Genomic DNA, 21,444 nt, shown 5'->3' with positions numbered 1-21,444 from the left:
TTCTCGCGCTCGGTCAGTGGCGAGAGACCACTGTTACGGCGGTTGCGGTGCGGACTATGGCTATGTCTCCTTCCCGGTCGGTGCGGTAGATCCGGGTGTGGAGGCGGCTGAGGAGGTTGAGGGTCGCCGGGGAAGGGTGGCCGTAGTCGTTGTGCTCGCCGACCGAGATCAGGGAAACGGCCGCGTGAGCGGCGGCCAGGAAGCGCGGGTCCTGGCTGCGGGAGCCGTGATGGGGGATCTTCAGAACCTGGACGCGGGGGACGGCCGATTCCAGGGCTCGCTGTGCGTCCGCTTCGATGTCGCCCGCCAGGAGTGCACTGAATCCGGGCTTGCGGGCGAGGAGGACCACACTCGCGTTGTTGACCGTTGTGCCGTCGTCCTGGGCCGAGAGGGTCGGGCCGTTGCCGGGTGGGGCCAGGACCGAAAGCGTCAACTCGCCTATGCGCCATTGCCGGCCCGGCTCAGCGGGACCGATGGGGATGCCGGATGTGTAGCGGGCCTCGCGGCCGGAGGTGAGGGGCGTGGTCAGCACCTGGCGGACCGTACGGCCGTGTCTGACACCTGACGTGCCGTTGATGTGGTCGGCGTGCGGGTGGGTCAGGACGAGGAGCGGGACGTCCCTCACCCCGAGCCGCCGCAAGCAGCGGTCGACCGGGGCGGGGTCCGGGCCCGTGTCCACCACGACGGCCTGGCCGGGGCCTGCGGACAGCGCGAGGGCGTCGCCCTGGCCGACGTCGCAGGCGACCATCTGCCAGCCGGGCGGCGGCCAGCCGGGGGACATCGCGCGCATGGCGACGACCGCGATGAGGACACCGGTCATGGCCGCGGCGGCGATGAGACGCAGGCGGCCACTGCGCAGGATCAGGACGGCGGCTCCGCCCGCCGCCAGCAGCGTCACGGCGCCGAGCCCGCCGCCGGCCCAGGGGATCGTCGCGTAGGGCAGTTTCGCGGCGGTGCGGGCGACCCAGATGATCCAGCCGGCGGCGAGGCCGGCGGGCCACACGATCAGCCGGGCGGCGGGCAGCGAGACGGGCGCGGTCACGGCCCCGAGGGCGCCGAGGAGGGTGGCGGGGGCGACGGCGGGGGCGGCCAGCAGGTTCGCGAACACGGAGACGACGCCCACCTCGCCGGAGAGCGTCACGAGCACGGGTGCCACGGCGACCTCGGCGGCGGCCGAGACGGCGAGGGCGCCGGCGATCGGGCCGGGCAGCCACCGGCCGAGCCGTTCCCGCCACGGCGGGGCCAGGACCAGCAGCCCGGCCGTGGCCAGGACCGAGAGCGCGAACCCGTACGAGCGCGAGAGTTCCGGATCGATCAGGACGAGGAGCAGGACGGCGGCGGCCAGCGCGGGAAGCCCCTGGCGTTCCCGGCCGGTGACCAGGGCCAGCAGGCCGATCGACCCCATGACCGCCGCCCGCAGGACGCTCGGTTCCGGCCGCGCGACGATGACGAATCCGAACACCGCGAGCACGGCGAAGGGCGGGGCCCGGCGGGGCCCGAGACCGGCGAGGCGGCACAGCCCCAGAACGGCGCCGACGACGATCGCGAGGTTCGCGCCGGAGACCACCAGGAGGTGGGTGAGGCCCGCGGTGCGGAAGTGCTCCGCCAGCGCGGGGTCGATGCGCGAGGTGTCGCCGACGACCATGCCCGGCAGGACACCGCGCCGATCCGGCGGGAGCCGGTCCACCGCCGCCCGCAGTCTGGCACGTACATGCTCGGCGGCGCGCTGCACCGGGGACGGCGTGCCGAGGACGGTGGGCGGCCCGCGCACGATCACGACCGCGGCCAGCAGGCCGGCGCCCTCGGGGGTCGTGAACCGGCCCCGCAGCCGTACCCGCTGGCTGGGAAGGAGGCGAAGCCAGCGGGGGTCGCCCGCGATGAGCAGCACCGGAACGCGGACCTTGGCCCGCCGCACCGCCTCGATCCGGGCCCGGAGGACGACCATCCGGCGGCCATGGCCGGGGGTGGCCCGCGGGTCTTCGGTCACCACCGCCTCCGCCGCGGCCGGCCGTCCGGCGCGGGCGAGGTCCCGCACCGGCCCGCCGCCGACGGCGGTCGCCCGGAGCGCCACCCCGCACGCCGACGCCGCCGCGCACGCCAGCACGACCCCGATGACGACCCGCCCGCCCGTCCCGCCGGGGTGCGCTGTGCGGGAGCGCGGGATCAGCAGGCAGAGGGACGCCAGGGCCGCCGTTGCCGCCAGGGCGTAGGTGAGTTTCGGGGGGAGGCCCATGGTCGTTGCGGCCGCCACCCAGGTGGCGATGGCGGGGATCAGCAGGCGGATGTCGTGGGTCATACGCGGACCATGGGTTTCAGATCGGCGAAGCGGCGGGCGCCTATGCCGTTGACCTCCTGGAGCTGGTCGATCGAGCGGAACCCGCCGTGCTGGGCGCGGTAGTCGACGATGCGCTGGGCCAGGACGGGGCCCACGCCGGGGAGGTCGTCGAGCTGGTCCGGGGTGGCGGTGTTCAGGTCGAGCGGAGTGCCGGGCGCTCCGGACGGGCCGGCGGAGGGGGCGGCTCCCGGTGGCGGGGTCGGCCGGGGGACGCCGACCGGGATCTGTTCGCCGTCCACGAGCGTGCGGGCGAGGTTGAGGGTGCCGGTCTTCGCTCCCGGGCGGACACCGCCGGCGGCCTTGATGGCCTCGGCGACCCGGGAGCCGGACGGGAGCGTGATCACGCCCGGATGCTCGACCTTGCCGAGAACGTGGACGACCACCGGGGAGGAGGCCGCCGCCGGGCTCACGGACACGGCCGGCCGCGGGTCGGTGAGGGAGGCGCTCGCGGCGGGGACCGCCCGGTCATCGGGTCTCGGGCGCGCGAGCCAGAGGTAGCCGGCCGCGACCAGGGCGGCGACCACGCCGATGAGGACGAGGGTGCGGACGTGGGATTTCTCCGGCATCGCACGTAAGCGGGCCGCCGGGGGCGCGTCGGGAGCGGTGGGCGGCTTCAGCCGGCCCATGAGGGTGTGCAGCCGGTCCTGCGGGTCGGGTCTCATGCCGCCTGACGGTAAGGAGAGCCCGCGGGGGGCCGCGCCGGGTTGCGCAATTGTGGACAACTCCCGGTCAGCGGCGCCCGGCGGCCACGGCGGCGAGGACGAGCAGGGCCGCGATGAGCGCCGTGACGTGGGACAGCGTGCCCGGCCCTGAGAGGTAGACGCCACCGAAGACGGCGATCGCGAGGACGTTCGCCAGCAGTGTCCCGGTGTTGGTCAGCGCGGAGACCGACGATGCCTGGTCGGGGCCCACCGAGCCCGTTACCCGGTCCACGAGGGGGCTGAAGCCCGCGGCATGGCCCGCGCCGGAGATGAACAGCAGCGGGACGGACAGGAGTGTCGGCCATCCGTCTCCCGCCGCAAGACCCAAGGCCGAGGCCGCGACCGCGAAGGAGAGGAGTCCGGCGGGCGGGAGAGCGGGCCGCATGCGCGCCGGCAGGTGCGTCCAGCCCAGGCCCGCCGTAGCGAAACCCACCGTGTACGGGACGAACGTCAACCCGGCATGAAGCGGCGAGAAGCCGAGAACGTCCTGTAGGTAGAGCGCGAGCGGGAACAGGAATCCGGTGTAGGCGCCCATCACCGCACAGGCCGCGAACAGGCCGGGACGGACGGCAGGCCGCCGCAACACCGACAGATCCAGAAGCGGCGACGTGACCCTCAGTTCATGGACGCGGAAGACCGCGAGAAGAACACAGCCTGCCGCCAGGGACGGCCACGTCCAGAGCGGCCAGTGCTGTTCCCTGCCCAGCACCAGCGGCACCACGAACGCGGCCATTCCGCAAGAGAGCAGGGCCACGCCGGGGAGATCCAGGCGCGTTGCCCTCGTAGGTTCTGGGGGCATCACTCGGGGTCCTATGGCAAGGAGCAGGGCGCCGATGGGGACGTTGACCAGGAAGATGGGACGCCAACTGCCTCCCAAGGTCACGATGACGCCTCCCGCGACCTGTCCCAGGGCCACCCCTAGCGCCAGAACCATCGAGTAGAGGCCGAGTGCACGTGCCCTGGCAGGGCCGTCGAAGGCCAGTTGGATGAGCGAGAGCACCTGGGGCAGCAGCAGCGCGGCCGACGCTCCCTGAATGACCCTCGCGGCGACGAGCACGGCACCGGTCGGCGCAAGTCCGCAGGCCAGGGACGCGGCGGTGAAGCCGAACAGCCCGAAGAAGAACATCTTGCGGTAGCCGTGCTTGTCGCCTAGGCGTGCCCCCGTGACGACCAGTACGGCCAAGGCGAAGATGTATCCGCCCGTGACGAGTTGCAGCAATGCCCCGGACGAGTGCAGCCCCGCCGCGATATTGGGCAGCGCCACCGCCACGATGGAGCCGTCCATGGAAACCATCGTCTGGCCCGTGAGCAGGACCACCAGCAGCCATCGCCTGACCATTCGGCGAGTGTGCGCGCCCAGCCCGTAACGGCGCTTGAAGATATTTGATCTGCGTACGATGGCGGCCATGCGCGAGTCGACGGCCGTGGCCGTGACGGAGGACTTCGCCGTCCACACGGTGCGTTGCACCGATCACCGGCCCGGCTGGTCGGAGCCGGAGTCGTTCACCGCTCACCGGATCGTCCTCGTACGGGTGGGACGGTTCCGCATGCGTTCTCGCCACGGCCGCGCCGTGATCGACCCCACGATGGGGTATGCGGAGGCTCCGGGCGGGGAGGGCCGGTTCGCGCATCCGGCGGGCGGTGACGTGTGCACCGCCATCACGCTCTCCCCCGGTCTGTGGCGGGGATCGGCCGGGATGGTCAGGGTCGGCGCGCGCGCGGACGTCGCCCACCGGCTCCTGCTGCGAGCCGGCCCCGACGTGGGCTACGAGACAGCCGAACGGCTGCTGGGGCTTCTCGTCCACCTGGCTTTGGACGACACCGGCCGCATCCGCCGCGCCCTGGTCGACGAAGCCCGCGAGGCCATCGTCAGCGACCATCCGCAAGCGGCGGCGCTCGTCCCGCTGGCCCGGCTCCTGGAGGTCTCGCCGTCCCACCTGAGCCGGACGTTCCGCCGGGAGACCGGCATGTCCGTCACCCGCTTCCGGAACCGGATCCGGGTCGGCCGCGCACTCGACCGCATCGAACAGGGCGAACGCGACCTGGCGGGTCTCGCCGGCGATCTCGGTTTCGCCGACCACGCCCACCTGACCCGGACGATCAAGGAGGAGACGGGCCATCCTCCGACCGCCCTCCGCCGCCTTCTCGCCTCCCGGTAGCCCGGCGGGCGGTCAGAGTCGCGGCGCCACCACCACACCGAGCATGCCGGGGCCGACGTGGGCGCCGATGACCGGGCCCACCTCGCCGACGTAGACGTCCTCGACGTGCGGGATGCGTGCGCGCAGCCGGGCGGCCAGGGTCTCCGCGCGGGCCGGGGCGAACAGATGCTGGACGCCCAGGTCCACCCGGCGGTCGCCGGCCTCGGCGGCGGCGAGTTCCTCCAGCCGGGCGAGCGCGCGCGAGGAGGTGCGGACTTTCTCCAGCGGCGCTATCCGTCCGTCGGTGATGTCCAGGAGAGGCTTCACCATGAGGGCGGAACCGAGGAGGGTGGCCGCGGCACCGATCCGGCCGCCTCGCCGCAGATGCTCCAGGGTGTCGACATAGATGAGCGACCGGGTGAGCTCCGCTCGGCGTGAGGCGGCGGATGCGGCCTCCTCTGCGGTGCCGCCGGACATCACGGTGGCCGCGGCGGAGAGCGCGGCGAACCCGAGCCCCATGCCGATGGTTCCGCTGTCGATGACCGTTACGGGCACGGGCGCGGCGTCCGCCGCGAGGCGTGCGGCCTCCACCGTCCCGGACAGGGCCGCCGACAGGTGGACGGAGACGATGCTGCGGGCACCGGCGGAGGCAGCGGCCTCGTAGGCGCGGGTGAAGCGTTCGGGCGCGGGCCGGGACGTGGTGATGGGACGCCATTCCTTCAGCGCCTGTGCGGCCTCGGCGGTGCTGATGTCGCCTTCATCCCGGGTGGTGCCGCCCACGGCGATCTGCAGCGGGACGACGGTCAGCCCGTGGCGTTCGGCGAGCCCGGGGGGAAGGTAGGCGGTGGAATCCGTGACGACCGCGACCGCACTCCCCATGATGGGGACATTACCCGTATTGCCCGCTTTACCCGCCGCGGGCCGGGCGCGTCAGGGCTGGACGGGTACGCCGCCGCGCCAGATGCGCAGCGCCCGCAGCCCGAACGCCCACGCGAACGCGCCCTCGTGGTCGGCGTCCCACAGGACGATGTCGGCGAGCATCCCGGGCGCGAGGGAACCGCGGTCACCGACCCGCAGGGCCGCTGCCCCGCCCAGGGTGGCGGCGCGCAGGGCCTCGGTCACGCTCAGCCCGAACATCGCGACGGCCAGCCCGATGACGAGCGGCATGGACGTGATGCCGCACTGACCGGGGTTGTGGTCGGTGCCGAGCGCGACGGTGACGCCGCGGTCGAGCATCTGCCGGACGGGTGCCGGCGGCCGGCTGCTGTTGAGGGCGCTGCCGGGGCAGACGGTGGCGGTGACCCCGGCGTGGGCGAGGGCCTTGATGTCGTCGTCGTTGGCCTGCGTCAGCAGGTCGGCGGACGCGCAGCCCACCTCGGCGGCGACCTGCGCCGCGCCGACGCGCTCGTTGGCGCAGGCGTGCATGCGGGCCTTGAGCCCGGCGCGCTTGCCGGTGAGCAGGAGGGCGCGGGCCTCTTCGGCGGTGAAGTGGCCCTCGTCGCAGTAGACGTCGATCGAGTCGGCACCCGCCACGGCGGCGTCGCCCGCCCACAGCCGGACGGCCTCGATGTAGTCGCGGCGGCGGCCGAAGAACTCCGGCGGCAGGATGTGCGCGGCGAGGAACGTCGCGTGGATGCGCGGCATGGACGGCTCGCCTTCCAGCGACCGCAGCATCCGGATGTCGGCGAGTTCACCGTCGCGGGTGAGGTGGTAGCCGGTCTTGGCCTCGACCGTGGTGGTCCCGGCGAGAATCCACTGGCGGAGCCGTTCGCGGACGCCGTTGCAGAGCGTCCAGGGGTCGGTTCCCCGGGTGACGGTCACGGTGGAGTTGACGCCGCCGCCCGCCGCGGTGATGGCCGAGTGGGACGACCCGCTGGTGCGCATGGCGAGTTCGGCCCAGCGGTTGCCCGCGTAGACGGGGTGGGAGTGCGCGTCGATGAGCCCCGGGGTGACGAGCCCGCCGCCGAGGTTCTCGACGTGGTCGACGTCGACGATGTCGTCGATGACGCCGGGGACGCTCTCCGGGAGATCGGACGCGGGCCCGGCCCAGACGATCCGGTCGTCGTGGATGAGCACCGCGGCGTTGCTGCAGACGTCGGTGCCCGTCCAGAGCCTGCCGATGTTCGTCAACAGCCGTACCGTCATGGGGTCACCGACCTGGGGGGAGCCAGGCGCGCCGCAGCGCGGTACCGAGCGCCGCGGGGCGCGGGATGGGGCCGCCGGCCCTCGCGCCGGTGTTCGGACCTGTCATGGCCACCTGCTCTCGATCCGAAACACCGGCCGTATGCCGGCGACCCGCCGTTGGAGGGCCGGGCGGCCGGACGGCCGCCATGGGCAACGAGACCGGAGGTATCGGTTTCGTCACGGTAGTGCACCGAAGGCCCGTACGACAACCTTTGATCGCAGCTCATCGACAGCAATCACCCCGCCCCTAGCTCTACAGACCGTACGGATTTCAACCGGGTCGTCAAGCGGATCGGGCAAGCTGTCACCGTTCGGCGATCAGGTTGTTTTTTTCGACCGCCTCCAGACGGTCGAAAAAAATTTGCAGAAGGCGCCCCGAACCCGCGGGGTCCCGCGTGGGACCCGGCGGGGCGGGTTCAGGCCACCGGAGAGACGGTCTCGTATCGGGAAAGCTCACCCGCGAGGTCGGCCGGCACACGCACGTGCAGGACGGTGCCCTCGGCGACGTGCTCCTGCTTGATCACCTCACCGCGCTCGTGCGCCTGCGCGACGAGGTCGCCGCGCTCGTAGGGCACGAGGACGTGGAGTTCGTTCTCCAGTCCGGGCAGGTCGGCCTCGATGGCGGCGCGCAGCTCCTCGATGCCGAACCCGGTGCGGGCGGACACGACGACGTTGTGCGGCTCGCGGCGCTGCAGCCGCGCGATCGCGAGCTCGTCGGCGGCGTCGGCCTTGTTGATGACGATGATCTCGGGGATCTCGTCGGCGCCGATCTCGCGCAGCACCTCGCGGACGGCGTCGATCTGCGCCTCGGGGTCGGCGTCGGACCCATCCACGACGTGCAGGATCAGCCCGGCGTCGGTGACCTCCTCCAACGTCGACCGGAACGCCTCGACGAGCTGGTGCGGCAGATGCCGGACGAACCCGACCGTGTCGGCCAGGGTGTAGGCGCGCCCGCCGGGCGTCTCGGCGCGCCGGACGGTGGGGTCGAGGGTGGCGAACAGCGCGTTCTCCACCAGCACCCCGGCACCGGTGAGCCGGTTGAGCAGGGACGACTTGCCCGCGTTGGTGTAGCCGGCGATGGCGACGGCGGGCACCCGGTGGCGGCGCCGCTCGCCGCGTTTGGTGTCGCGCGCCTTGGACATCTCGGCGATCTGCCGGCGCAGCCTGGCCATCCGGGTGCGGATCCGCCGCCGGTCCAGCTCGATCTTGGTCTCGCCGGGGCCGCGTCCGCCGATGCCGACGCCGCCCGCGGCGCGCCCGCCGACCTGCCGGGACAGGTTGCCGCCCCAGCCGCGCAGCCGCGGCAGCAGGTAGTCGAGCTGCGCGAGCTCGACCTGCGCCTTGCCCTCGCGGCTCTTGGCGTGCTGGGCGAAGATGTCGAGGATCAGCGCGGTCCGGTCGATGACCTTGACCTGGACGGTCTCCTCCAGGTGCCGCAGCTGGCTCGGGGCCAGCTCGCCGTCGCAGATGACGGTGTCGGCGCCGGTGGCGATCACGATGTCGCGCAGCTCCGCGGCCTTGCCGGAGCCGATGTAGGTGGCCGGGTCGGGACGGGACCGGCGCTGGATGAGCCCGTCGAGCACCTGCGAGCCCGCGGTCTCGGCGAGCAGCGCCAGCTCGCGCAGGGAGTTCTCGGCCTCCGCGGCCGTGCCGTCCGTCCAGACGCCCACGAGGACGACCCGCTCCAGCCGCAGGGCGCGGTACTCGACCTCGGTGACATCGGTCAGCTCGGTGGAAAGGCCCGCGACGCGGCGCAGTGCCCGGCGGTCCTCCAGGTCGAGCTCGCCCGTCATGGGCTCGTACTCGAACTCGTCTTGGTCCTGGGTCTGGTCTGCAGAGAAAGGTTGAGTCATATGTCCTCGGTAGAACGCCGCCTCGCGGCCGTATCTTCCCGGCGATCGTCTCACGGGTCTTCCACGGTGGTCACGTGGTTATCGCCATGGTTCCCGCCCTGGGTTGGCGTAAGCGCACCCGGGGAGATCCAGCGAGGGCACCCGCTTTGACCCGGCTCTGTACCGCCGAGTACCGTTCTCCACGTAACAGAAGTCAAATTTCGCTATACGAAAGGGCAGGCTGATGGCTGGACTGGAAGGCATCGAGGTCACCGGGCCCCTCGGCGATCGCTACGAGGAGATCCTGACCCCCGAGGCGCTCGGCCTGCTCGCCGCCCTGCAGCGCGAGCTCGGCGCCCGCCGCAAGGAGCTCCTCGAAGCCCGCGCGGAGCGGCAGCGCAAGCTGTCCGCGGGCGGGACGCTGGACTTCCTGCCCGCGACCGCGAGCATCCGGGGCGACGACTCCTGGCGCGTCGCCGAGCCCGCGCCCGGCCTGGTGGACCGCCGCGTCGAGATCACCGGCCCGACCGACCGGAAGATGACGATCAACGCGCTGAACTCGGGCGCGAAGGTGTGGCTGGCCGACTTCGAGGACGCCAACACGCCGCTGTGGACGAACATGATCGAAGGCCAGCTCAACCTGCGGGACGCCCTCGACCGCACCATCGACTTCACCGACGGGAAGACCGGCAAGACCTACGCGCTGAAGGCCGACGAGGAGCTCGCGACCATCGTCGTCCGGCCGCGCGGCTGGCACATGGAGGAGAAGCACCTCCTCGTCGACGGCGAGCCCATGTCGGGGTCGCTGTTCGACTTCGGGCTGTACTTCTTCCACTCGGCCCGCCGGCAGTTGGACAAGGGCAAGGGCCCCTACTTCTACCTGCCGAAGATGGAGAGCCACCTTGAGGCGCGGCTCTGGAACGACGCGTTCAACCTCGCCCAGGACGCCCTGGAGATCCCGCGCGGCACCATCCGCGCGACCGTGCTGATCGAGACGATCCCGGCCGCGTTCGAGATGGAGGAGATCCTCTATGAGCTGCGCGACCACTCCGCCGGCCTGAACGCCGGCCGCTGGGACTACCTGTTCTCGGTGATCAAGAAGTTCCGGGACCGGGGCGCCGAGTTCGTCCTGCCCGAGCGGAACGCGATCACGATGACCGCCCCGTTCATGCGGGCCTACACCGAGCTGCTCGTCCGGACGTGCCACAAGCGCGGCGCGCACGCGATCGGCGGCATGGCGGCGTTCATCCCGTCCCGCCGGGACGAGGAGGTCAACAGGGTCGCGCTGGAGAAGGTCCGCGCCGACAAGACCCGCGAGTCCGGCGACGGCTTCGACGGCTCCTGGGTCGCCCACCCCGACCTCGTCCCCGTCTGCCGCGAGGTGTTCGACGGCGTCCTCGGCGACAGGCCGAACCAGCTCGACCGGCTCCGCGAGGACGTCCGGGTCTCCGCGGCGGACCTCCTCAACATCAAGGACACCCCCGGCGAGATCACCGAGGCCGGCCTGCGCAACAACATCGACGTGGCGCTGCGCTACCTCGCCACCTGGCTGGACGGCGCCGGAGCGGTCGCGATCCACAACCTGATGGAGGACGCGGCCACCGCGGAGATCTCCCGCTCCCAGGTGTGGCAGTGGATCTACAACGGCGTCTCCACCGCCGAGGGCAAGAAGATCACCAGGGAGTGGGTGGAGCAGCTCCTGGACGAGGAGCTCGGCAAGATCCGCGAGGAGCTGGGGCAGTCCTACAACGAGCCCCGCTACAACCAGGCCGTCGCCCTCTTCAAGGAGGTCACCCTGGCCGGCGAGTACGCCGAGTTCCTCACCACCCCCGCCTACCAGCAGTTCCCGTAAGCCGGGCGATGTTCCCGGTGGCCGGCGTCCCGCGGCGCCCGGCCACCGGGGGACCCGCGCAGATCGCCGGGGCGCCGCGGAAGGGGGCCGCGGCACTCCGAGGCGATGCCGCGGTACGAACCGGTTCGCCGGCTGTGCAGGGGTTTCGGGGGCGGCGGAGGGTGGTAAAGATGGAGTCCATGCTCACAGCGCTCGGACCCCGGCTGGAGGCACTGCTCGGGGACGGCCGGGTGATCACCGATCCGGTGCGGCTGCGCACGTACGAGTGCGACGGCCTCACCACCCACCGGTCGACGCCCGGGATCGTCGTGCTGCCCGACACCGCCGAGCAGATCGCCGCGATCGTCCGGGAATGCGCGGCGGCGGGCGTGCCGTATGTGGCGCGCGGATCCGGGACGGGGCTGTCCGGCGGGGCGCTCCCCCGCGCGGACGGCGTGCTGATCGTGACGTCCCGGATGCGCCGGATCCTGGAGATCGACGTCCCGGGCCAGCGGGCCGTGGTGGAGCCCGGTGTGATCAACCTGGACGTGACGCGGGCCGTCCGCCCGTACGGGTACTACTTCGCGCCCGACCCGTCCAGCCAGCAGATCTGCTCGGTCGGCGGGAACGTGGCGGAGAACTCCGGCGGCGCGCACTGCCTGAAGTACGGGTTCACCGCGCACCACGTGCTGGCCTGCGAGGTCGTGACGCCGGACGGCGAACTGGTCGAACTGCCGGCGGACGGGCCCGGCTACGACCTGCTGGGCGTGTTCGTCGGGGCGGAGGGCACGCTCGGCATCACCACCAAGATCACGGTGCGGCTGACACGGGTCCCGCAGACCGTGCAGACGCTGCTGGCGGCGTTCGACTCGATCGAGGCGGGCGGCACGGCGGTGTCGGCGATCATCGGGGCGGGCGTCGTCCCGGCGGCGATCGAGATGATGGACGCGCTGGCGATCGAGGCGGCCGAGGCCGCGGTGCACTGCGCCTATCCGCCGGGCGCCGGCTCGGTGCTGATCGTGGAACTGGACGGCCCGGACGCGGAGGTCGCGGCCCAGTTCACCGAGGTGGAGCGGCTGTGCCGGGACGCGGGCGCGTTCGAGATCCGGATCGCCGCGGACGACGCGGAGCGGGCGCTGATCTGGAAGGGACGCAAGTCGGCGTTCGCGGCGGTGGGCCGCATCAGCCCCGCCTACCTCGTCCAGGACGGCGTCATCCCCCGGACGGTGCTGCCGGACGTCCTCGCGAGCATCGACGCGCTGTCGGCCGAGTCGGGCGTGCGGGTCGCGAACGTGTTCCACGCGGGCGACGGGAACCTGCATCCGCTGGTGCTGTTCGACGACGCCGAGCCGGGCGCGGAGGAGCGCGCCGAGGCGGTGTCGGGCGCGATCCTCGACCTCTGCATCCAGCACGGCGGCTCCATCACCGGTGAGCACGGCGTCGGCGTCGACAAGTCCCGTTACATGCCCCGGATGTTCACCGACACCGACCTGGACACGATGCAGATGGTCCGCTGCGGGTTCGACCCGGCGGGGTTGTGCAACCCCGGCAAGGTCTTCCCCACACCGCGGCTGTGCGGCGAGGTGCCCGGCAAACGCAAGGGCCCCCACCCGTACGAGGGAAAGGCGGACATCTTCTGATGCGGCCCCTGGACGCCCTGGCGAAGGTCTGCGCCGACGTACGGCCCGGCGAGCCGGCGGAAGGCGTGCTCGGTGTCGAGCCCGCGCTCGTCGCCGCGCCGAAGAACCTGGCGGAGGCCGCCGACGTCATGCGCGTCGCCGCCGAGAAGGGCCTGGCCGTCGTGCCGCGTGGGGCCGAGACACGCCTCGACTGGGGGGCGCCTCCGGAACGCTGCGATCTGCTGATCGACACCCACCGGCTGGACAGACTCGTCGAGCACACCGCAGGAGATCTCGTCGCGAAGGCCGAGGCGGGCCTTCCCATGGAGCGGCTCGGCCAGAGGCTCGCGGAGCGGGGGCAGCGCCTGGCCCTGGACGTGCCCCTGCCCGGTTCCACGGTCGGCGGGACGATCGCCACGGGCGCGGCGGGTCCGCTCCGCACGCTGTACGGGACGCCCCGGGCCCTGGTCATCGGGCTCACCATCGTCCGGGCGGACGGTCAGGTCGCCCGGTCGGGGGGCAAGGTCGTCAAGAACGTCGCCGGGTACGACCTCGGACGGCTCTTCTGCGGCTCGTACGGAACCCTGGGCCTGATCGTGGAGGCGACGTTCCGCCTGCACCCGATCCCGGCCGCCTCCGCGTACGTGACGTGTGCCGTGCGCGGGCCGGAGGACGCACACGACGCCGTCCAGACCGTCTTCCACTCCCCTGTTGCGCCCAGCGCCGTCGAGTACACCAGCCCGGGGACGGTCACGGTCCTTCTGGAAGGCGTACCCGACGGTGTCTCCGCGCGCGCTGGGCAGACCGCAGGGCTCCTCGACGAGAACGCCGAAATCACCGAGACCGCACCGGAAGGGTGGGGCCGCTACCCGGACGGCACCACCCTCATCGATATCAGTGCGCCCCCGCCTTCGCTCCGCGCCCTCCTCACCATGCTCGGCCCTGACATTGCCGCCACCTGGAGTGGAAGCGGCCATGGTCATGTGGGCCTGCCCCCCGAAATGGCACCAGACGAGGTCGCCGACCTCCTAGGCCGGCTACGGGGCGTCCTGGCCCGTCACCATGGCCACGCCGTCGTCCGCTACGCCCCCGAAGAGGTGCGCGGCGTGATCGACCTGTGGGGGCCGGTTCCGGCGCTCACGCTGATGCGGCGCGTGAAAGACCAGTTCGACCCTGGACACCGGCTGTCACCCGGCCGTTTCGCGGGAGGTATCTGATGGGCGCCCAAGACGATCTCCCGAATCTGCTCAACGACTGCGTCCACTGCGGTTTCTGCCTGCCGACATGCCCGACGTACGTGCTGTGGGGTGAGGAGATGGACTCCCCCAGGGGCCGCATCCATCTCATGCAGCAGCACGTGGAGGGCGCGCCGCTCAGCGGGCCGATGGTCGAGCATTTCGACCGTTGTCTCGGCTGCATGGCGTGCGTGACGGCCTGCCCGTCCGGCGTCCAGTACGACCGTCTCATCGAGATCACCCGCGCCGACGTGGAACGCGAACATCCACGTTCGCTGAAGGAGCGGGCCATACGGGAGATGGTGTTCCAGCTGTTCCCTTACAGGCGGAGGCTGCGTGCTCTGCGCGGCCCCCTGCGCGCCTACCAGAAGTCGGGTCTGGAGCGGCTCGTCCGGCGCAGCGGCATCCTGGAGCGCATCTCACCGTCCCTCGCGGCGATGGAACGGCTGGCACCGCCCCTCGGCAGGGCGCCGCGGCTGCCCGGGCGGGTCGCCGCACGCGGGGAGCGCCGCGCCACGGTCGGGATGCTGACCGGCTGCGTGCAGGGCGAGTTCTTCCCCGGCGTCAACGCCGCCACGGCGCGCGTCCTCGCCCTCGAAGGCTGCGACGTCGTCATCCCGCGGAACCAGGGGTGCTGCGGGGCGCTTTCCCTGCACTCCGGACGCGAGGACGAGGCCCGCGCCTTCGCCCGCCGGACGGTCGAGGCGTTCGAGTCCGCCGACGTCATCGTGGTGAACTCGGCGGGCTGCGGGTCGGCGATGAAGGAATACCGGACGCTGCTCGCCGACGATCCGGCCTGGGCGGCGCGGGCGGAGGCGCTGTCCGCCAAGACGCGGGACCTCGCCGAGTACCTCGTGGAACTCGGGCCCCGGGCGAAGCGGAGGCCGCTTCCGGTCACCGTCGCCTATCACGACGCCTGCCACCTCGCCCACGCGCAGGGCGTGCGGAGCCAGCCCCGCGCGCTGCTGGCCGCGATTCCCGAGCTGACCGTGCGGGAGATCGCCGAACCGGACGTCTGCTGCGGTTCCGCCGGAACCTACAACCTGTTCCAGTCGGAGGCCGCCGCAGATCTCGGCGACCGCAAGGCGGGGAACGTGGACGCCACCGGAGCCGAACTCCTGGTCGCCGCCAACCCCGGCTGCTCCATGCAGATCGCCACCGCGCTGCGCGGGCGCGGCGCCGGCATCGCGGTCGCGCACACCGCGCAGGTGCTGGACGCCTCCCTGCGGGGCCTTGGCCGCGACGCCCTCATCTCACGCGGTTCGTAACCCACAGCCCCTGAATGCCGCCGATCCGGCGTCGGGTATCCTGTCCAGCCGCCATCGCCGACCGAGGCTAGACAGGACACGCCTACTGCGCCCACCAGGCCCGAGGGAGCCCGCATCGCCATGTCCAACAGCCACCAGCCGTACCGTTCGCATCGCCGGAGGAAGAAGGCCGGCGCGGGGAGGCTCGGCCTGGCCGCCGCCGTCGCCGGGGCCGTCGGGATCGCCGCGGTGGCCACCGGGATCGTGATCCTGCGGCCGGGCGCGGACGGTGGTGAGGGGTCCGCCCAGCCGACCCTGGCGAGCCAGGGCGACAGCGCCAAGGCGGGCTCGGCGGTGCCCTCGCCGCAGGCCGGCCCGCCGGTGGACTTCACGACCCCGGAGGGCTACGGCTACAGCCTGGCCGCGGTCCGGGCGGGGACGGACCGGCAGCCGCTCGGCGCCACGAAGGCCCCGCCGTCGGGGACGACCTACGCCTACGCCGACTACGTCCTGACCAACAGCCAGCGGCGGCCCGTCCTCCTGGACTTCCCCGCCGACCTGTTCATGCCGAAGGCGCAGGTCCCGGAGTCGGCACGGGAGCGGTGCATGCCGCAGGCGGGCATCCCCGACGACATGTGCACGCTGCCCAACCACAGCGAGGTCACCGCCCGTGTCGAGGGGGCCAAGGCGCCCGTCGAGGAGAACGGCAGCATGATGATGCCGGGCGGCGCCTCCTACGTGGTCCGGATCGCCTCGGACCTGCCGGTGAACGAGGACCTCTCCGCCGACGATCTGCGGCTGTACGTGTGGAGCGCGCGGTACGCCAACGACAGCAAGGGCATCCGGCTCGCCTTCCCATAACCGTCCGGATCTCATCGGTTCGTGAACCCGATGTCCTGGTAGGCGGGTTCGGAGAAGCCGCACGCTCCCATGTTGGCCAGGTTCGCGCGGGCCGCGACGAGCTGGGGACGCTGGTACAGCGGCAGGACCGACGCCTGGCGCCAGATGAGCCGGTCGGCCCTGTTCACAAGGACGTGGATCTTCGCCGGGTCGGCCTCGGCGATGGCCCGGTCCATCGCCGTGTCTATGGCGGCGGTTCCGGTGCGCGAGTAGTTCTGCCGGACATTGCCGCCGCGCGGCCGCGCGAACACCGCCCTCATCGGAGACACCGGGAACGACGTGCCCAGCCATGAGAACGGGACGATGTCGAAGTCCCCCCGCGTGACATAGCTGTCCAGGGCGTCATCGGCGGGGATCAGCCGAATGTCGATACGGACGCCGATGCGTTCGAGCAGTGCGCGCGCCAGTTCCGCTTCACGCTTGCCGATGGGGACGCCGGACGGCACCACGAACCGGAGGGCGAGCGTACGCCCGTTCTTGGCGCGGTACTTGCCGTGCGGTTTCCAGCCCGCTTCGTCCAGGAGGCGTCGGGCACGCCGGGGGTCGTAGGCGCCGAGCACCGCGGAGTTGTCCCGGTAGCCGTTCTGGGTGTTGACGTAGAAGTGGTTGCCGAGCGTCTGGACCGGCACGCCGAGGCCGGACAGGTCCGAGCGTGCGATGACCCGTCGATCGATGCCGAGCATGACCGCACGCCGCACGCGGACGTCCGACAGGGCGGCCCCGGCCGCGTTCAGCGTGAAATGCCGCCAGTCCGGTCCGCCGGCCCGGCGCACCTCGGCCCCGGGGACGCTCCGGACGCGCTGCAACGCGCCTGCGTCAAGGCCGATGTCCATGAGGTCGATCTCGTCGTTGGCGAACGCGCCGGGCATCGCGCTGGTGTCCATTGCGCGATAGACGATGCGGTCGAGTTTCGCGGGCACGCCCCACCAGGCGGGGTCGCGGGCCAAGATGACGGTCTTGGCGGTCCGGTCGATCCGGTCGATCGTGAACGGGCCCGCAGTGACGGGGAGCCGGTTCACCCAGCCGATGTTGAATGCGTGCGGGCTGGAGTAGGCGGAGGCCGGATAGAGAGGGTTGAACAGGCTACGCCAGTCGGCATAGGTCTTGGCGAACGTCACCTTGACCTCGTGTTCGCCGGCGCCTTGTTCGATGCGCTCGATCTGGCGGTAGCCGGTGACGGTGGACGCCTCATAGCGCGGGTCCCGTCCGGAAAGCGCACGCGCCTGAGCCACGAAATCGGCGTATCCGATGTGCCGGCCGTCCGACCATCTGGCCCGCGGGTTGAGCCGGTAGGTAACGCTCTGGCCGTGCTCGGCCCGTTTCAGCGTGGCCGATTGCAGATACTCCGGGACGGGATGCGGAACGGCTTTCTCGTCCGCGCGCATCAGGTACGGCAGGACGCCTTGGAGGACGTGCTCGACCGCGCCCTTGGTGCCGTTGACGTGGTTGAAATTCCACTGGGCGGGGAACTCCGGCAGCGGCCAGCGGAGCGTCCCGCCGTTCATGACGCGGTCGCGCGGGGCCGGGTTGACATCGGACGCGGGTAGCTCGCCGGACGCATTGGTCAGATCCCGCTTCTCAGTGCCGCTGCACCCGGTCATCAGCACGATGCCTAAGAAAACTGCGCCGAGTATCCGTCTCATCATTCTGCTCCGATGGTGACTAGGGGGTGGTGGCAGGCGACTAACCGATCCGTTTCTCGCCCCGGTGACGGGTCTTGCTCCTCACATAGGCGCCCGTCGGCCGCCGGGAGCATGGGGTAGCGAGGACAGCGAGACCGGAACCGGCATCCCCTGACCGGTGTCATGGGATCAGGCGTATCTCCCCGTAGGAGGACACGACGACGACCGCGTTCCAGCAGCGGATCAGGTACCGGGACCGCGTCCAAGAGCGCACGCGTGTACGGATGGGCGGGCGCGCGGTAGAGGTCGCCCACCGGCCCGATCTCGACGATGCGTCCCATATGCATGACGGCGACCCGATCAGCGATGCGGTGGACGACGGCCAGGTCATGAGCGACGAAGAGATACGTCAGCCCGAGACGCTCACGGAGCCCCTCCAGCAGAGCTATGACGGCCGCCTGCGCGGAACCGTCCAGGGCTGCGACTGGCTCGTCCAAGAGGAGAATGCGAGGTTCCAGGGCGAGTGCTCTGGCGATGCCCACACGCTGCCTCTGCCCGCCCGAAAGCTCGTGGGGGTAGCGCCTAGCGTGTTCAGTCTTCAGGCCCACCTGCTCCAGCAACTCCCCCACGCGGCCTTTGATCAGTGATGCTGGAACGCCATGCGTGGTCAGAGGCTCGGCGACGATACCGGCCACGCGCATACGCGGGTTGAGCGACGCGGCCGGGTCCTGGAACACGACCTGGACGTCCCGCCGCAGGGCCTTCCGCCGGGCCGCGTTCAAGGACGCCGTGTCCTGGCCGAGGACGACCACGCGTCCCTCCTGCGGGCGCGACAGCCGCAGGATCTCCATCAGGGCCGTGGTCTTGCCGCACCCCGACTCCCCCACAAGCGCGAGCGTCTCGCCTTCCCGGACGTCGAATCCGATGCCGTCCACGGCGCGCACGGTCCCCGCCCGGCGCCGCACCAGCGTCCCCTTGAGGACGGGGTGATGCCGCACAAGGCCGTCCACTCGCAGCACCACCGGACGCTCAGGCCGGGGCCGAGGCGCGTCGGCCCCGCCTATGCGCGGAATGGAGCGCAGCAACCCGGCCGTGTAGGCCGCGCGTGGTTCCCGGTAGATCTGCTCCACCGGCCCGGTCTCCACGACCTTTCCCCCGCGCATCACCATGACGCGGTCGGCGAAGCCCGCGATGACCCCCAGATCATGCGTGATCAGCACGATCGCGGCGCCCACCGCCTCCTTGGCGGCCCGGAGCACGTCCAAGACCCGCGCCTGGACGGTCACGTCCAGCGCGGCCGTCGGCTCGTCGGCCAGGATCACGCTCGGCTCGTTGGCGATCGCCATGGCGATCATCACGCGCTGCCGCATCCCGCCGGAGAACTCGTGCGGGTACGCGCGAGCCCGCCGCGCCGCACCGGGGATGCCGACCAGATCGAGCAACTCCGCGGCTCGCGCGCGCGCCGCCGCCCGCGTGACCCCGCAGTGCACCCGGACGGTTTCAGCGATCTGGTCGCCCACGGTGTGGACGGGCGTCAGCGCCGGCTCCTGGAAGACCATCGCCAGGTCTTTGCCGCGCACCCGGGACAGTTCGGCGTCGGACCGTCCGACCAGTTCCTCGTCGTGCAGCCGCACGGACCCCGCCACAGTGGCACCGCCGGGAAGGAGCCCCATCACGGCGAGCGCGAGCGCCGTCTTGCCCGCCCCCGACTCACCGACGATTCCGAGGACCTCGCCCGCCCCGACCGTGACGCTCACCCCGCGCACGGCGCGCGCACCGCCCGCGTAACCGACCTCCAGGTCGGTGACCCGAAGAACCGTCAACGCCCGTCCCTCAGCGGATCGAGGACGTCCCGCAGCCCGTCCCCCAGCAGGTTCACGGCGAGGACGATCAGGACGAGCAGCCCGGCCGCCGCCCCGGCCGGCCACGTGGCCGCCGCGCCGTGCCCCTCCGCGACCAGCGTGCCGAGCGAGACGTCCGGCGGCCGAACCCCGAGGCCGAGGTACGACAGCCCGCCCTCGGCGATGATCGCGACGCCGACGGTCAGGCTCGCGTCCACGGCCAGCAGCGACGCGAGCCGCGGCGAAACGTGCCGGACGATCACGCGCGGCCCGCTCACCCCGAGGAACCGGGCGGCGAGCACGTATTCGCGCTCGCGCAGCGACCGCGTCATGGCCCGCACCACCTTGGCCGTGAGCATCCACATGAACGCCGCGAGCACCGGCACGAGCATCGGCCAGGCCCCGCCCGGCGCCAGGAGGGCGACGACGAGGAACGGCGGAAGCACCAGGAGAAGATCGGCGCCCCACATCAGGGCGCGGTCGAGCGCACCGCCCGCGAACCCGGCCGCGGTCCCGATCACGGCGGCGACGCCGGTGGACAGCACGGCGGCGAGCAGCCCGATCGCCAGCGACCTCCGCGCGCCGCGCAGGGTGAGGGCGAACACGTCCCGTCCGCTCTGCGTCGTGCCGAGCCAGTGACGCGCGGACGGCTCCTGGTGGAACGCCGTGAAGTCAGTCTCGTCCCAGCCCCACGGCGACACGAGCGGCCCGGCGAACGCCAGCAGGAACACCAGTACGAGCAGTACCGCACCGGCCGCGCCCCGCCGCGTCCTCATGCCGCGGCCCCGGCACGCAGCCGAGGGTCGAGGAGACCGCTCAGGACGTCGGAGACCAGGCCGGCCGGCAGCACCGCGCAGGCGGCCGCGCACTCGATCGCGGCGACCGCGTTGACGTCGCCGCGCGTGATCGAGTCGACCAGCCACTCCCCCAGCCCGTGCCGGCCGAAGATCTTCTCGGTGAACACGCCGCTGAGCACGAGCAGGCCGGACGCGTAGGAGAAGTAGGTGATCATCGGGATCAGCGCGGTGCGCAGCCCGTGCCGCAGCAGGGCGCGCCGCCGCCGGAGCCCCCGGGCCCGCGCGGTCCGGACGAAATCGGCGTGCAGGACATCGAGCATCAAGCCCCGCTGATAGCGGCAGTAGAGGGCGAACTGGGCCAGCGCGATCGTGGCCGTCGGGAGCACCAGATGCCGTGCCTGGTCAACGAGCCCGCGGAAGGCGCCCGGCTCTCCCGGCGTGGACTCCCCGACCCACGCGAACACCCGCACGCCCATGGCATCGTTCGCCGTGGCGGCGGCCATCTGTAACAGCGCCGCCAGGACGAACACGGGGACGGCCAGGAGCAGATAGGACCCGGCCGTGATGACCCTGTCGGCGCCCTGTCCACGCCTGACCGCCGCATAGGCCCCGAGGAGCACCCCCAGAACGCTCCCGATGACGCTTCCGGGGACCGACAGCCGCAGGCTCACACCGAGACGACGCCATAACTCGGCGTTGACGGGCTCCCCCTCCTGGGTCCGGCCGAAATCACCGTGCAGGACACCCCGGGCCCAGATGCGGTAACGGCTCGCCAGGGGAACCCGGTCGCTGAGGTTGAGGGCGCTGAGGCGGGCCTCCACGACGGCCTCCGGCGGGCGTGGCGCGCGCCCCTCGAACTCGGCCCGCGGATCGAGCACACCGGCGGCGAGCAGATAGGCGAGGCTCCCGGCGAGAACGACCAGCACTCCGCGGCCGACCAGCCGCCGCACCAGGAACCCCGCCAATGTCTCCCCTCCCGGGATCACGCAGCAACAGCCACGGAATGCTATCGATCAATCACTCACCGCGCCGGAAAACGCCGAGAGCCGGGAGATCGGCGCAGCCGCCCGCCAGGACCCCGGGACGGCCCGCGGCGCCGGCCGGGCGGAAGGCGCCGACGCGCGACGGCATGCTGACTCCACTGGCCTGACCCGGCCACCCG

16 protein-coding genes are annotated in these 21,444 nt (G+C 72.0%); 6 read left to right on the top strand and 10 right to left on the bottom strand.

Going from position 1 to position 21,444, the window contains the following annotated elements; genetic code table 11:
• Positions 1 to 13 precede the first annotated feature (13 nt).
• From ACQP1N_RS11645 to ACQP1N_RS11635, 3 genes are all read right to left on the bottom strand, one after another.
• On the bottom strand, positions 14 to 2,296 hold the full coding sequence (locus ACQP1N_RS11645) for a ComEC/Rec2 family competence protein (RefSeq protein ID WP_433231090.1): 2,283 nt from the start codon (positions 2,294 to 2,296) through the stop codon (positions 14 to 16).
• Positions 2,293 to 2,997, bottom strand: a complete 705-nt coding sequence (locus tag ACQP1N_RS11640; RefSeq protein ID WP_084262280.1) for a ComEA family DNA-binding protein — start codon at positions 2,995 to 2,997, stop codon at positions 2,293 to 2,295. The genes ACQP1N_RS11645 and ACQP1N_RS11640 overlap by 4 nt, the downstream gene beginning before the upstream one ends.
• A 67-nt stretch (positions 2,998 to 3,064) precedes the next feature.
• Positions 3,065 to 4,375: an MFS transporter gene (locus ACQP1N_RS11635; RefSeq protein WP_433231088.1), complete on the bottom strand. Its 1,311-nt coding sequence runs from the start codon at positions 4,373 to 4,375 to the stop codon at positions 3,065 to 3,067.
• A 67-nt stretch (positions 4,376 to 4,442) separates the two neighbouring features.
• Between ACQP1N_RS11635 and ACQP1N_RS11630 the strand changes: the two genes are divergently transcribed.
• Positions 4,443 to 5,195, top strand: a complete 753-nt coding sequence (locus ACQP1N_RS11630; protein ID WP_433231086.1) for a helix-turn-helix domain-containing protein — start codon at positions 4,443 to 4,445, stop codon at positions 5,193 to 5,195.
• Positions 5,196 to 5,207: 12 nt separating this feature from the next.
• Here the strand turns inward: ACQP1N_RS11630 and ACQP1N_RS11625 are convergent, their stop codons facing one another.
• The 3 genes from ACQP1N_RS11625 to hflX form a co-directional block, all read right to left on the bottom strand.
• The gene (locus ACQP1N_RS11625) at positions 5,208 to 6,053 is read right to left on the bottom strand and encodes a DegV family protein (protein ID WP_067791938.1); all 846 of its coding nucleotides are present in this window, start codon (positions 6,051 to 6,053) and stop codon (positions 5,208 to 5,210) included.
• Positions 6,054 to 6,104: 51 nt separating this feature from the next.
• On the bottom strand, positions 6,105 to 7,319 hold the full coding sequence (hutI, locus tag ACQP1N_RS11620; protein WP_067791941.1) for an imidazolonepropionase: 1,215 nt from the start codon (positions 7,317 to 7,319) through the stop codon (positions 6,105 to 6,107).
• Between the two features lie 455 nt (positions 7,320 to 7,774).
• On the bottom strand, positions 7,775 to 9,211 hold the full coding sequence (gene hflX / locus ACQP1N_RS11615; RefSeq protein WP_433231083.1) for a GTPase HflX: 1,437 nt from the start codon (positions 9,209 to 9,211) through the stop codon (positions 7,775 to 7,777).
• A gap of 223 nt (positions 9,212 to 9,434) precedes the next feature.
• Between hflX and aceB the strand changes: the two genes are divergently transcribed.
• From aceB to ACQP1N_RS11590, 5 genes are all read left to right on the top strand, one after another.
• The gene (gene aceB / locus ACQP1N_RS11610) at positions 9,435 to 11,042 is read left to right on the top strand and encodes a malate synthase A (RefSeq protein ID WP_067791947.1); all 1,608 of its coding nucleotides are present in this window, start codon (positions 9,435 to 9,437) and stop codon (positions 11,040 to 11,042) included.
• Between the two features lie 179 nt (positions 11,043 to 11,221).
• The gene (locus ACQP1N_RS11605) at positions 11,222 to 12,661 is read left to right on the top strand and encodes an FAD-linked oxidase C-terminal domain-containing protein (RefSeq protein ID WP_433231080.1); all 1,440 of its coding nucleotides are present in this window, start codon (positions 11,222 to 11,224) and stop codon (positions 12,659 to 12,661) included.
• Positions 12,661 to 13,857: an FAD-binding oxidoreductase gene (locus ACQP1N_RS11600; RefSeq protein WP_067791953.1), complete on the top strand. Its 1,197-nt coding sequence runs from the start codon at positions 12,661 to 12,663 to the stop codon at positions 13,855 to 13,857. Before ACQP1N_RS11605 ends, ACQP1N_RS11600 begins: the two co-directional genes overlap by 1 nt.
• Positions 13,857 to 15,143 (top strand): (Fe-S)-binding protein, encoded by a 1,287-nt coding sequence (locus ACQP1N_RS11595; protein ID WP_433231075.1) that lies wholly within the window; start codon positions 13,857 to 13,859, stop codon positions 15,141 to 15,143. Before ACQP1N_RS11600 ends, ACQP1N_RS11595 begins: the two co-directional genes overlap by 1 nt.
• A gap of 120 nt (positions 15,144 to 15,263) precedes the next feature.
• The gene (locus ACQP1N_RS11590; RefSeq protein WP_433231073.1) at positions 15,264 to 15,983 is read left to right on the top strand and encodes a hypothetical protein; all 720 of its coding nucleotides are present in this window, start codon (positions 15,264 to 15,266) and stop codon (positions 15,981 to 15,983) included.
• A gap of 11 nt (positions 15,984 to 15,994) precedes the next feature.
• On the opposite strand, the gene ACQP1N_RS11585 is transcribed toward ACQP1N_RS11590, so the two are convergent.
• Genes ACQP1N_RS11585 through ACQP1N_RS11570 form a run of 4 tightly spaced genes read right to left on the bottom strand, consistent with a single transcriptional unit; the run spans position 15,995 to position 21,247 of the window.
• Positions 15,995 to 17,623: an ABC transporter family substrate-binding protein gene (locus tag ACQP1N_RS11585; RefSeq protein WP_433231071.1), complete on the bottom strand. Its 1,629-nt coding sequence runs from the start codon at positions 17,621 to 17,623 to the stop codon at positions 15,995 to 15,997.
• A gap of 41 nt (positions 17,624 to 17,664) precedes the next feature.
• Entirely contained in the window at positions 17,665 to 19,467 is a 1,803-nt protein-coding gene (locus ACQP1N_RS11580; RefSeq protein ID WP_067791968.1) for an ABC transporter ATP-binding protein, read from the bottom strand.
• Positions 19,464 to 20,261 (bottom strand): ABC transporter permease, encoded by a 798-nt coding sequence (locus ACQP1N_RS11575; RefSeq protein ID WP_433231067.1) that lies wholly within the window; start codon positions 20,259 to 20,261, stop codon positions 19,464 to 19,466. The genes ACQP1N_RS11580 and ACQP1N_RS11575 overlap by 4 nt, the downstream gene beginning before the upstream one ends.
• The gene (locus tag ACQP1N_RS11570) at positions 20,258 to 21,247 is read right to left on the bottom strand and encodes an ABC transporter permease (RefSeq protein ID WP_067791974.1); all 990 of its coding nucleotides are present in this window, start codon (positions 21,245 to 21,247) and stop codon (positions 20,258 to 20,260) included. Before ACQP1N_RS11570 ends, ACQP1N_RS11575 begins: the two co-directional genes overlap by 4 nt.
• Positions 21,248 to 21,444 lie beyond the last annotated feature (197 nt).

Source organism: Actinomadura formosensis, from assembly GCF_050948385.1.
In the GTDB taxonomy this organism is placed as follows: Bacteria; Actinomycetota; Actinomycetes; order Streptosporangiales; family Streptosporangiaceae; genus Spirillospora; species Spirillospora formosensis.
The sequence above is the reverse complement of the archived record's forward strand: the minus strand, read 5'-3'. Positions and strand labels throughout refer to the sequence as shown.